This window comes from Desulfobacterales bacterium, from assembly GCA_029211065.1.
Taxonomy (GTDB): domain Bacteria; phylum Desulfobacterota; class Desulfobacteria; order Desulfobacterales; family JARGFK01; genus JARGFK01.
Genome location: JARGFK010000007.1, coordinates 59,454 through 71,344 on the forward strand (window position 1 = coordinate 59,454; position 11,891 = coordinate 71,344).

The window sequence follows — 11,891 nt, forward strand, 5'->3', positions numbered from 1 at the left end:
GGTTATGATGAGTCATCTTCTGGAAATTAGGAATCTGCAAACCCATTTTTATGTCCACGGCCATGTGGCCAGGGCCGTGGACGACATCACCCTGTCTTTGGACCCGGGTGAGACATTGGGCCTGGTGGGGGAGTCGGGTTGCGGCAAGAGTGTTACCGCCCATTCCATTATTCAACTGATCCCGGATCCGCCGGGCAAAATCGTGGACGGTAAAATTCTGCTGGAAGGAAGGGACCTGTTAACGCTTTCCGAGGCCCAGATGAGAAAGATCCGGGGCAATCGGATTTCCATGATCTTTCAGGAGCCCATGACATCACTTAATCCGGTTTTCCCCGTGAGCGATCAGGTCGGCGAAGTCATCCGGCTGCATCAGAAACTTTCACGCGCAGACACCCGGCAGCGGGTGGTCGAGATGTTCAAGCTGGTGGGCATTCCGGCGCCTGAATCCCGTCTGGAGGACTTTCCGCACCAGATGAGCGGCGGCATGCGCCAGCGGGTGATGATCGCCATGGCGCTTTCCTGCAACCCGCGGCTGATGATCGCCGATGAGCCCACCACGGCACTGGATGTAACCATCCAGGCCCAGATTCTCGATTTGATGAACAAGCTCAAGGAGGAGACCGGCGCCGCCATCCTGTTCATCACCCATGACCTGGGCGTGATCGCGGAGATGGCCCAGCAGGTTGCCGTCATGTATGCCGGCAAGGTGGTTGAATATACCGATGTTAAAACCATTTATGCAAACCCGAAACATCCTTATACGGTCGGGCTGCTGCAGTCGATCCCGGTGATCGGGCGTAAAATAAAAGGCGGCCGCCTGAACACCATTTCAGGGACCGTACCGTCTCTGTTCAACCTGCCGGCAGGATGCCTCTTCAGCGATCGCTGTCCGGATGTATTTGCGGACTGCCGCGACATACAGCCGGGGATGTACAGGATTACGGCACATCATATCGCGCGGTGTTTGAAATATGCCTGACTCACGAAAACAGACCATCCTCCTGGATGCCAGAAATATCGTAAAATACTACCCCATTCATGGCTGCGTGTTTATGAAAGAAGTCGCAGCCGTAAAGGCGGTGGACGATGTCAGTCTGACCATCCGTGAGGGCGAAACGTTAGGCCTGGTGGGAGAATCGGGCTGCGGCAAGACCACCTTCGGCCGCACCGTTTTGCGGCTGGAGGAGCCCACGTCCGGAGAAATCTACTTTGAAGGCGAAAATATTCTGACATATGATCCGGAGCAGATGCGGGCGCTCAGAAGAAAAATGCAGATCATCTTTCAGGACCCCTTTTCTTCCCTTAATCCTAGAAAAACCGTGTCCCATATTGTCGGGTACCCTTTGCTGATTCATGGCGGACTAAGCAAACCGGAAAGGGAAAAAAAGGTGCTGGAATTACTTGAGGTGGTGGGGCTTCGCAAAGAACATATGCGGCGCTACCCCCATCAGTTTTCAGGGGGGCAGCGCCAGCGCATCGGGGTGGCGCGGGCCCTGGCGCTCAACCCCAAGCTGATCATCTGCGATGAACCGGTTTCGGCCCTGGATGTGTCCATCCAGGCCCAGGTGATCAACCTGCTCAAGGACCTTCAGGAGGAGTTCGGGCTGACCTATCTGTTTATCTCTCACAATCTGTCGGTGGTGGAACACGTCAGCGACCGGGTGGCGGTCATGTATCTGGGCAAGCTCGCCGAGTTGGCCGACAGTCAGACACTTTATCGAACGCCGCTGCACCCCTACACCCGGGCGCTTCTGTCCGCATCGCCGGTGCCTGATCCGACGCTGACGCGCAAGCGCTTGATCATTAAGGGCGATGTGCCCAGTCCCATCAATCCGCCCCCGGGCTGCCGGTTTCACACGCGCTGCGATTTTGTGAACGCACGCTGTAAAGCGGAAATACCGATGCTGATCCCACACCCTTCCGGATCCCAGGTGGCCTGTCACGCCGTCGAGGAGAATCGTATCTAAATCCCTTAAGTTGAAAAAAAGTTCGATCAGATGTGTGGACAGCCGGGATCTTCCGGCGGCAGCGGGTCCATGGTTTTGCGCCTGAATAATTGCGCCAGATAACCGAAGATTTTTTTAACCCCCCGCCAGAGCTTGGGCAACAGCCATATCAGCAGGACGATAAAGATTGCCAGCAGCGCCACAAACACCCAGGGGTGATAGAGCGCGGCCCACAGGCCGACAATTACGACAAAATCTTCCAACAATGAAACGATCCAGTTGCTGAAGGGTTCGGGCGAGGTGTTGATGATGACCCGGGCGCCGGACTTGGCGGCATGGGTGCCGGCGGCCAGGCTGCCGCCAGCGATTGCGGCGGCAAGCGCCAGGGGCGGGTTTACCTCGCCCACCGCACCGGCAGCCAGCAGCGCCCCTAAGGGAATGCGGACAAAGGTTTGAACCGTGTCCCAGCCGGTATCGACACCGGGGATCTTGTCGGCAACAAACTCCACCAGATACATCAATCCCGCTGCAACGACCACGATGGGGTTTGTCAGGATCTGCAGGTCCGGCGGCAGGACGATGTTGCCGGTCATCCCCAAAATCCCCAACACCAGGAGGGCGGCGTAAAGGTTAATGCCGCTGGCCCAGGCCGCACCCATGGTCAGGGCGATGATTTTCACGATCGGGTCAAGCTGTTCCATGGCTGGTTACGCTCCTTTTATATAAATATGCCAGAACACCCCGTTTTTTAAAACGGGGATGAATGGCATCCTTTGTCATTCCCGCGTAAGCGGGAATCCAGATGATTTCACCAGTAATAGAATTCTGGATGCCCGCCTTCGCGGGCATGACAGGTATGAGGATTACATAAAAAATTTTTAGAAAGAAGCCCCACGTTTTAACACGGGGAGTTTCACTCCCACACAAGGGTTTCGCCATGTTTTAGCACCGTAAAATCAGGGGCCGGGTTTTTCTTTTGCTTTAGCGCGGCCCCAAGCCTTTGGGGCGGCTCATCCAAGGGTTCGTCCGTGAGGATAAAGGTGCCCCAGTGAATTCCGATGGATTTTTTGGCTTTGATATCCTCGTGGACCTGCAGGGCTTCTTCCGGGTTCATGTGATGCCGCCCCATAAACCAGCGCGGTTCATAGGCGCCGATGGGTATGGCCGCCAGATCAAAAGGACCCATCCGGGCGCCGATCTCTTTAAAATGCGGGGTATAGCCGGAATCGCCGCTGAAGAAGAACCGAAACCGTTCGGACCGGACCACCCAGCCGGCCCACAGGGTTTTGTTTCTCGAAAACAGGCTCCGTTTGCTCCAGTGCTGGACCGGCACCGCCGTAATGATCAGTCCTTTCTGCGGGTGTGCTTCCCACCAGTCCAATTCAACCACATTGCGGATGCCAAGATCATGAAACCAGTTTTTAAAACCGAGGGGAACAAAAAAAACAGTGTCGGCGCCGCCTTTTCGGCGATACAGCCTTATAATGGTGGGTTTGTCCAGCGCATCGTAATGGTCATGGGAAATCACCACCATGTCGATGGGCGGCAGGTTTTCAAATGCAAGGCCCGGCGGAACCACCCGCTTGGGTCCGGCCCACTCTACCGGAGAGGCGCGCTGGGAAAAAACCGGATCCGTCAAAATGTTTTTTCCATCCAGCTGGAGCAGCAGCGTGGCATGGCCGATCCAGGTCGGGGTGATTTTATCCGTGTTTGACCCGAGAAAGGCGGGGTTATTTTTCGCCAGGGGGAACGCATAAGATTCCGGCTCCGGCCTGCTTTGCCAGAGGCGCTGCCAGCGCCATTTTAAAAAGTCCGAAAAGCCGTGGCGCTCATACCCATAAAGATTCCGGAACCCATCGGGGGTATGGTGAGGCTTGGTTGTACTAGGCATTTGCGCGGCACAGTTGCTGATAAGCATCACCAGAAGACCTAACGCCAGCAGCTTGAGTGTTTTGTATTTGGAAACCGGATACACAATATAATTCTCTCATGGAATTAACGGATCAGCTTTCTATACACCTTGTCATGCAGGGGGGTGGGAATTCCCAATTCCTTCCCTTTTTTGACAATATAACCAGTAAATATGTCGATTTCAATCTTGCGGCCGGATTCATAGTCCATTTGCAGGGAAGTTTTGGTGTCATACGGAAAGAGGGAGTTCTTTTTCAGGGCGGCCTGGACCATCTCTTCAGAGATGGTGACTCCTTGGGCGATGCCGATTTCTGCGACCTCGTGCATCAGACCTTCCAGAAAATCGAGTTTTTCGGATTTTTCCACAAACGCGCCGATGGGTTGCTTCAAATAAGCGGTGGCGCTGGCAAGCGGCGAGACAAACAGATATTTTTCCCACACAACGGTTCGGATGTCGGCTGTCAGCGACGCTTTGATGGCCGCCTTTTTTAATATTGTTTCGATGGCGGACAGCCCTTCCATGTTGCCGTCTTCAGGCCCGAATAGAAGCTGACAGGTTCCGCCGGCCTGCCGGACGACCCCCGGTTCGACAATATGGGCGCCGATATAGACGCAGCCGTTTAAAACCCTTGCTTCAGGCAGAGCGGTTTTAAGCGGTCCGACATTGTCGACGCCGTTTAACAGGGTGATGACCGTGCTGGTGCGATCCACGTTGTTTTTGATCTGGGCCGCACTGCCGTCAAGGCCATATCCCTTTACGCAAAACAGCACCAGATCAAAATGTCCGCAGGTTTGGGGTTGATCGGTTGCACGGCCGGGAATCGCTGTAAAATTCCCTTCAGCGGTTATCTGCTTTAAACCGTTTTTTTGAATCTGTTGCAGATGCGCCCCCCTGGCGACAAAAGTAATTTCTACATCCCCACCGGCGGTATAATGGCGGGCGAGCTTACCGCCAAAGTAGCCGCCCACACCGCCGATCCCAATTACGGCAATTCGCATAAGTCCTCCATTATTCCTCATTGGAAATTTCAACGAGGTTTCCATCCGGATCCCTCAGGTAGATGGATAAAAGCGGCCCAAACGCCCCTGACCTTTTTACCGGACCTTCTATGACAGGAATGGAAAGGGATCTCAGTTTTTCCGCTACAACAGACACGGGCGTTTTCGTGATAAAACAAAAATCCGCTGAACCCGGAGTCGGCCGAAGCGCTGCGGGGCTAAATTCATTGCCGGCCTCATGCAGGTTGATTTTGCCGGTATTGAATACCAGTGCGGTGCGATTTTCCGCAAACGTTACGGTCTTTATCCCGAGGGCTGTCTGATAAAAATCACTGGCGGCCGCAACATCTTTAACGGTCAAGACCAGATGGTCGAGTCTTTCAACCTGCATGGGAGTTCCTTTTTAAGGATTCAGCACATCCATTTGAAATGTACCGTCTTCGGTTTCGATGGACAGGCGGTTGCCGCCGATGACGCGGATTGAAAAATCCTTATAAATTTTATGGTTGAATATTAAAACCTTGGACTGACCTTGGCGAAAATAATTGCCGCCGTTAGCCTGAACGGTTCGTTGTATCAGGGCATCGTTTATTTCGATGACCTGGTCGGCCCGCTCCTCCAGCGCTCTTTCCTGGGAGACGGGAAGGATTTCGGGGCAGGCCGGCGGCCAAGGCTGCCGGATGAAAGACAAGCCATCTGCTGCCGCCTGTAGTTGCAGCAGGAGCAGAATGATAACGCAGCGCATGAGGCGTTTGCTTTTTTCCATCATACTTCCTTATTAGACGTCCCGGATATTTTTATATACTATCTGAAACGATCTTAGTATAGTCTCGGTCCAAAGGTTCTTTCAAGGAAAATATGAATTGTGACAGCAGGCGAAACAAATAAAAGACCGAAAATATTTTATGGCTGGTATATCCTCGGGATCGGAATGATGGGCGTCGTAATGGCGGCCGGCACCTCCCAACTCTTCATGAGCATCATGCTCAAGCCGTTGACGGCGGAGTTCGGCTGGAGCCGGACGGCGGCAACCGGCGCGATTACGACCGGCACCCTAGTGGCCGGGATCGTGTCGATTCTATTCGGTCGGCTGGCCGACCGGTATGGGCCCCGGCTGTTGACCGCCATGGGCGCGGTTGTTACAGCGGGGGTCTATCTTGCCATAACCCGTTTAACGGAATTGTGGCATTTATATGTCGTCTATATCATCGGCCGGGTCGTGGCTTCAAATACCATGTCAAAAGTCGTGCCGAATACCGCAGTTGTAAACTGGTTTCGCCGGATGCGCGGTCGGGCTTTGGGGCTTTTGGCAATGGCGTCGCCCCTTGGGTCTTCCGTTCTGGCGATCGTCGGCCAGTACATCATCGAGCGTCACGGCTGGCGGTCGGTTTTTCACGTGTACGCCGTTGCCATACTGGCGCTGGTGGCAGTGCCGGCAGCCGTGATGTTGCGGCGGCGGCCTGAAGATATGGGGCTTTTGCCCGATGGCAGGCCAAGGCAAGGAACTGCAACAGCATCGAAAAATTATCCGGCTGAAGAAAAAGAATACAGCTGGAAGCTTAAGGAGGCGATGGGGACACCGGCATTGTGGCTGATCATTTCGGCCATAGTGGTTGCGCTGTCCGTCAATACCGGAATCGGTTTCCATTGCCGGGTTTGTTTATCCCTTTCACATGCTGGGGCTGGGCCTTGGCCCCATTGTGGCATCCATTTCCTTTGATGTGACCGGCTCCTATCACGCCGTGTTCCGTTTTTTTGTTTTCGCCGCCATCGCGGCAGCCGCCTGTATCTGGTTTGCTAAAAAACCGGTGCCGCCTGCCGGAAATCAGAAAACCCCCCGATAAAATGCCAACCGCTTTGCGTAGGGTCTGAATTGTCCGGTCAGATGATTTTTTTCATCTTCAGCGCCGCTCATACTTCCCCATCAGCTCTGCCTTGGCAAGAATATGCCCTTCCATGGCCTTTTCAACCTGTATCTTGGATGATTGCGCCGGTATATCCAGTTTTGCATCCAGGGCATACAGCTTGAAAAAGTAGCGGTGTTCTCTATCAGGCGGGCAGGGTCCATAATAATTCTGATTGCCGCCGGTCCCTTTTCCGTGGGTGCCCTCGGGTTCTTTTCCCTTTTTGATCTCGCGAACGTGGGGCGGGATGTTGAAAACCACCCAGTGGTCCCACATGCCGTCCGGCCGGATGCTTTTGGGGACATCGGGATCATCCATGATGATCACCAGGCTTTTGGCCTCGGCAGGAACGTCGCTGATGGCCAGCTGCGGGCAGATATTGGGCCCGTCGCAGGTGTATTCCGAAGGGATCTTGCCTTCATTTTGAAAAGCGGAACTGGTAAGCTTCATGATAATTACCTCCATAAAAAAAGTTGTCGGGTGTCGGATGTCAGGGACCAGGGGTCGGGGATCAGGGGTTAGGCGCAATCGGTGACACCAAGAAATTGCCGGGGTTTTGCGGTTTGTCAAAATGTTTAATGGATTAGGGATGCTTAATCAGAAAAAATCTGATATAGACCCCTGATCTCCGACCCCTGTCCCCCGATCCCCGGTCTCTGTTACTCCGCCTGCTGCGGCGCTTCAAATATCATGCAGGTTGTTGTGGCATGGGCATAGAGCCTATCCTGGCTGTCCAGAATTTTTGCCTGGGCGGTGCCCACGCGCTGGCCCACATGGATAATTTCGGCCACGCAGCGCACCCGTCCGGTTTTGTCTGTCATGGGTCGGACAAAGTTTACTTTAAATTCCAGGGTAGTGTAGACCCTGCCGGCGGGAAGGGTCGTGTGAATCGAACAGGCCATGGCTGAATCCAGGATGGTGCTGGCAACCCCGCCGTGTACCATGCCGATGGGGTTGTAATGATATTCTGCCGGATCCAGCACGAACACCGCCCGGCTGACCTCGATTTCGGTTATTGTGTAGCCCAGCAGATCAGCAATCGGCGGCCGGGGCAGGGTTCCGTTTTTGATGGCCCGGAGGTACGCAAGTCCTTCCATGGTGGCGGCCGCCTTTGCGCTGATCATGGGGTCCTGCCAGGTGACGGTGCGCTGTCGCCGGGATTCGGGTTTGTTTTTTAGGGGCATAGGTTTCCTCGCAAAAAGTTTCGGGGTTGGGTATTCCGGATCCAGAGCATCAGAAAAGGTGTATTCATAATGTCAGTTTAATCCTTTTGTCCGGGCCGCGAGTACCAGAACGAACACAGCAGTCGGGAGCGAAGGGCCAGCGGAAAGAGCAGGATAATAATTAACAGGAAGGCTTGTCGGGGCGTGAACCAGTTTATCTTTCGGACGGAAGTAACGATGGGCGGATGCATTATGATTCGAAACGTTAAGCCTCTTGATTTTCCCCAGGCCCGGAGCTGTCGTGAAAACCAGATCTCCTCGCTGGCATATACTTTTTCGCTGAAACCGCCGACGGCCTCAAACCCCTGCCGCAGTGTGTAGATAAAACAGCCGGCCGCCCAGCTAAACGCGCGGGACAGACGGTTCCACATATCAATGGAACGCCGTACCGCTGCCGGGTGCGGTTCTAACGACGATACCCACGCGCCGCCGCCGCAGAAAGCGCCGCTCTCAAGATTTTTCAACGCCGTTTTTAACAGGCCGGGCGGAAGGAGGGTGTCGGCGTCCAGAAAGATAAAGTACTTGCCCCTGGCAGCGCCTGCGCCTGCATTGCGCGCCCGCGAAATTTGGTTTCGCTCCTCGAAGATGACTCGGGCGCCGTGGGCGGCGGCAATTTGGGCGGTCTTGTCAGTGGAATTGTTGTCCACCACAATGATTTCGCCCGCAAGGCCGCTGTCTGCCATGGCGGTTTTCAGGCGGATCAGTGTTTGGGGCAGCCAGTTTTTTTCGTTATAGGCAGGGATGATGACGGAATATATAATGTCCATGTATAGCGTGCTCTCTCAGTGCCTTGGTGTTTCTTTTGCCTTTCTTCAGGAAAGGCAAAAATATATCCTGTTTAAACCTCTTTTTTATTAAAACGGATCAGCATCAGCGTCATCAGGAGAAGGATAAAAAAGAAAAGATTCAAGAGCGGATGAAAAGGGCCCATATTGTTAAATTCGCTTTTTGTGATGAATGAACCCGCATAGGTCTGAACCATGAAAACTTTCGGGTATAAAATTCGCCATAATGCCGGGTCTGCATTCACAACGGCAGGGGTTATCGATTTTAACATGTCACTATTAACAATCTGGTAACCGCCATCGGAAACAAACCCGACCAGCAGGATGCCTAGGGTAAAGATAACGCTGATAAAATCAGGTATAAAGAGAGACAGCAGGCACACACATGCAATGATAAAAAGAAGATTCAGTGACGAGATCAGCGACGCGGATAAATATCCTGAAATAATGACGCCTGTTTTTGTCCATACGGTCAGGAAAATTGTCGAGTGAAGAATAAACATGAAAACAAGGCAAAGTATCCATGTGCCGATTATCCTGCCGAAAACATATTGCCATCTGAAAACAGACCGGGAAAGAAATATTACGAGGCTTCCATCCGCGTGGTCCCTGCTGAAGATCGACATTGAAAGCAGGGCCGCCGTGAGAAACATGCCTGCCGCGATGACCTGGAAAACAATTCTTGAAACATGCCAGGCAACAGCGATGCTGTCCAGCGCCTTTCCATTCACCATGTATTCGCTGTTGTAACATCCGCGAATCATCAGGACTAAAAGAATAGAAATGCCCAAAAGGACATAAAAGCTTTTATGTCGCATCTGGTCCCGAATCGTATATCTCGTAATTTGGGTAAAATTATTCATTTTCTTTCTCAATATGTCTGATGAACACGTCTTCAAGGGTTTCGCCGTTTTTTACAATTGAATGGATGGCGTCCTTAACAAGGATTTTTCCTTTATGCATGATGGCTGCAGTTTCGCAGGTCTTTTCCACTTCTGAAAGCAGATGGGAGTTTAAAATCACCGTAACCCCCTTGCCGCGGAGGTTTTCAATAATTTTTCTTTCGTCGCGTATGCCGATGGGGTCAAGGCCGGTTATGGGCTCATCCAGTATCAGCAATTTCGGCCGGCCGAGAATCGCAGCGCCGAGGCCGATTCGCTGCTGCATCCCTTTTGAATAAACAGCGGATTTTTTCTTTTCCATGCCGTTCATGGAAACCAGCTCCAGGACCCGGTCTACTTCCATTGCCGCATCATTTCCGGACAGTCCGATCAAAGCCGCATGCCGCAAGAGATATTCAAATCCTGAAAGATAGGAAGGGATCTTGTGCTGCTCCGCCAGATAGCCGACGTGTTTGCGCGACGCCGGGTTGGAAACGGGCATTCCATCAATGGTGATGCTGCCCGAAGTCGGCTTGATAAAATCAAGAAGCATCCGGACGATGGTTGTTTTTCCCGCGCCGTTCGGGCCAAGCAACGCAAAATACTCGCCCTTCCCAATCGTGTATGAAATATTATCGACGGCTGTAAAGTCGCCGAATTTTTTTGTAACGGAATTAAGGGTAATCATATTCGTTAAACCGCACTTTCCTTTACCAAGGGGAGAAAATATCCCCTCTTGGGAAAAGAGGCGTCAGGGGAGATTTTTAATCTGCGCTTTACATTAACAAATGGGGCAGCCGAAGGCAACCGTCTTTGCAAAAGCTTCGCCGTTCAAGAGGTGGACTGCAGCGAGGCATCGTCCGGGGCCCTTCTATCCGCATACTTCAATTTAACAATTGTGCTTTTAGCGTTATAACCGGGTAAACAGTTTGACAAGTGTTAGCGAAACCACGTACTGTTAAATCAACTCGTTGATTTCAGGTTTTTTTTCGCAAGTAAGAGATATTTCCCTGCCAGTATAATTCCTCAATTTCTTACCTATCGATTGCGTTGGAGTTTTTTTCCCGGCCCAATTGCACCCTATCTCACGGTAATGTGTTAACAAGGGAGATGCTGTCATGGATTTTTTTCGGAATCGGTTCAAAAAACTAAAAGAAACAACCACGCTCAGGCAGAGAATTATACTCACCGGTATTGGTGCCTGCTATATAGCAACAGCGGCAGCTGCGGTAACGGTAAGTTTTTTTCTTACATAGAATGACCTGAAAAATGGAATTGCAATTGGGATCGATCGGCTTTCTACTTGATATAGGCCGGTCTAAGGTCCTTCACCATAGGGTAGTGCTTGGTGTTGAGGGTCTTCAACTCTGCACTCTCGGCGTCAGCGGTGGCAGCCAAGATGGCGTCTGCAAGGCCTACGCCGTGAGACTTGCCGTAATCGCGCTTGTAAATCCCACCGGCCTTAGCAATTTTGGCGCTTACAGGAACAACGCGGAAGAGAGATATAAAACTGTCCAGGGCAGCTTGCTCCGCCGCTCCCTTTACTCCAGCGTACAATTCCGCAACGACGATCGAAGACAAGATGATTTGGGCAGAATGTGCGTTCACAAAGGCCACCGCCTGACCGTGGCCTCGAAAAAAATCTACAAGAATATCAGTGTCCAGCAGGAGTAACTGCGCCATGATTAGTTCCGGTCCCATTCGGTTCGCGCTGCCTTGAAGTCAGGAAGATCCTTTCGGTCCTTCCAGATTCCGGCAGCCTCTCGCAATACCGCCTCTCGTCGACTGTGGCCGGATTGGTCGATCATGCGATCGACCGCCTCTCGAATGATCTCGCTTTGTTTCTTCCCCATGGCCTTCGCTATAGCGGCCAATTCGTCTCGTTGGTGCTTTGTCAGATATATTTGTGTTCGTACCATGTCGATCCTCCTATGTAGTATACATCAGGATTATACACCATTAATGCTTTCTGTCAAGGCCGTTGACCGCATCACCAGAGACAAGCTCAATATTTTAACTTGATGGGGGTGAAACTTTTAATTAACCCCATAAACCTTCCCGTTGATAGCGGGATGGTCCAAGCTATGTTTTGAGGGAATGAGAGTTGCCGGATCTCTCACCCGCTCTCCCGCAGGAGCGGGATCGCTTGAGCACACAGAGCGCACCGGCGTTTGTCAAGATAGTTGTCGCATAAAAATAATTTTTTTCGATAAAGGTTTCATTGCAAATCACGCGGCATTTA

The 11,891-nt window shown here is 52.3% G+C and carries 15 protein-coding genes; 3 read left to right on the forward strand and 12 right to left on the reverse strand.

All coding sequences use genetic code 11. From position 1 onward, the window contains the following. The first annotated feature begins 4 nt into the window (after window positions 1-4). A complete protein-coding gene (locus P1P89_03030; GenBank protein MDF1590465.1) occupies window positions 5-979 on the forward strand; it encodes an ABC transporter ATP-binding protein in 975 nt (324 codons plus the stop codon). Beyond that, the gene (locus tag P1P89_03035; GenBank protein MDF1590466.1) at window positions 972-1,967 is read left to right on the forward strand and encodes a dipeptide ABC transporter ATP-binding protein; all 996 of its coding nucleotides are present in this window, start codon (window positions 972-974) and stop codon (window positions 1,965-1,967) included. The genes P1P89_03030 and P1P89_03035 overlap by 8 nt, the downstream gene beginning before the upstream one ends. 26 nt (window positions 1,968-1,993) lie before the next feature. On the opposite strand, the gene P1P89_03040 is transcribed toward P1P89_03035, so the two are convergent. The 5 genes from P1P89_03040 to P1P89_03060 all read right to left on the reverse strand — a co-directional run bounded on the left by P1P89_03040 (window position 1,994) and on the right by P1P89_03060 (window position 5,622). Then, complete coding sequence (locus P1P89_03040) at window positions 1,994-2,647, reverse strand: DUF4126 domain-containing protein (protein ID MDF1590467.1); 654 nt, start codon at window positions 2,645-2,647, stop codon at window positions 1,994-1,996. 212 nt (window positions 2,648-2,859) lie between these two features. Then, on the reverse strand, window positions 2,860-3,921 hold the full coding sequence (locus tag P1P89_03045; GenBank protein MDF1590468.1) for an MBL fold metallo-hydrolase: 1,062 nt from the start codon (window positions 3,919-3,921) through the stop codon (window positions 2,860-2,862). A 20-nt stretch (window positions 3,922-3,941) separates the two neighbouring features. Beyond that, window positions 3,942-4,856, reverse strand: a complete 915-nt coding sequence (locus P1P89_03050; protein MDF1590469.1) for a 2-dehydropantoate 2-reductase — start codon at window positions 4,854-4,856, stop codon at window positions 3,942-3,944. A gap of 10 nt (window positions 4,857-4,866) precedes the next feature. Continuing rightward, window positions 4,867-5,247: a VOC family protein gene (locus tag P1P89_03055; protein MDF1590470.1), complete on the reverse strand. Its 381-nt coding sequence runs from the start codon at window positions 5,245-5,247 to the stop codon at window positions 4,867-4,869. 12 nt (window positions 5,248-5,259) lie between these two features. After that, window positions 5,260-5,622, reverse strand: coding sequence for a hypothetical protein (locus P1P89_03060; GenBank protein ID MDF1590471.1), 363 nt, complete (start codon window positions 5,620-5,622; stop codon window positions 5,260-5,262). A gap of 99 nt (window positions 5,623-5,721) precedes the next feature. Here P1P89_03060 and P1P89_03065 point away from each other — a divergent pair, with 99 nt between their 5' ends. Beyond that, on the forward strand, window positions 5,722-6,576 hold the full coding sequence (locus P1P89_03065; protein ID MDF1590472.1) for an MFS transporter: 855 nt from the start codon (window positions 5,722-5,724) through the stop codon (window positions 6,574-6,576). Between the two features lie 181 nt (window positions 6,577-6,757). On the opposite strand, the gene P1P89_03070 is transcribed toward P1P89_03065, so the two are convergent. The 7 genes from P1P89_03070 to P1P89_03100 form a co-directional block, all read right to left on the reverse strand. Continuing rightward, window positions 6,758-7,210: a YbhB/YbcL family Raf kinase inhibitor-like protein gene (locus tag P1P89_03070; protein MDF1590473.1), complete on the reverse strand. Its 453-nt coding sequence runs from the start codon at window positions 7,208-7,210 to the stop codon at window positions 6,758-6,760. A gap of 209 nt (window positions 7,211-7,419) precedes the next feature. Further along, the gene (locus P1P89_03075; protein MDF1590474.1) at window positions 7,420-7,944 is read right to left on the reverse strand and encodes a PaaI family thioesterase; all 525 of its coding nucleotides are present in this window, start codon (window positions 7,942-7,944) and stop codon (window positions 7,420-7,422) included. Window positions 7,945-8,021: 77 nt separating this feature from the next. Next, window positions 8,022-8,750 carry a glycosyltransferase gene (locus P1P89_03080; GenBank protein ID MDF1590475.1) on the reverse strand — a complete coding sequence of 243 codons (729 nt, stop codon included), beginning with the start codon at window positions 8,748-8,750 and terminating at the stop codon, window positions 8,022-8,024. A gap of 71 nt (window positions 8,751-8,821) precedes the next feature. Continuing rightward, window positions 8,822-9,631: a hypothetical protein gene (locus tag P1P89_03085; GenBank protein MDF1590476.1), complete on the reverse strand. Its 810-nt coding sequence runs from the start codon at window positions 9,629-9,631 to the stop codon at window positions 8,822-8,824. Further along, entirely contained in the window at window positions 9,624-10,337 is a 714-nt protein-coding gene (locus P1P89_03090; protein ID MDF1590477.1) for an ATP-binding cassette domain-containing protein, read from the reverse strand. Before P1P89_03090 ends, P1P89_03085 begins: the two co-directional genes overlap by 8 nt. 611 nt (window positions 10,338-10,948) lie before the next feature. Continuing rightward, window positions 10,949-11,332 carry a type II toxin-antitoxin system VapC family toxin gene (locus P1P89_03095; GenBank protein MDF1590478.1) on the reverse strand — a complete coding sequence of 128 codons (384 nt, stop codon included), beginning with the start codon at window positions 11,330-11,332 and terminating at the stop codon, window positions 10,949-10,951. A 2-nt stretch (window positions 11,333-11,334) separates the two neighbouring features. Then, window positions 11,335-11,568, reverse strand: a complete 234-nt coding sequence (locus P1P89_03100; protein MDF1590479.1) for a ribbon-helix-helix protein, CopG family — start codon at window positions 11,566-11,568, stop codon at window positions 11,335-11,337. Between the last annotated feature and the right edge of the window lie 323 nt (window positions 11,569-11,891).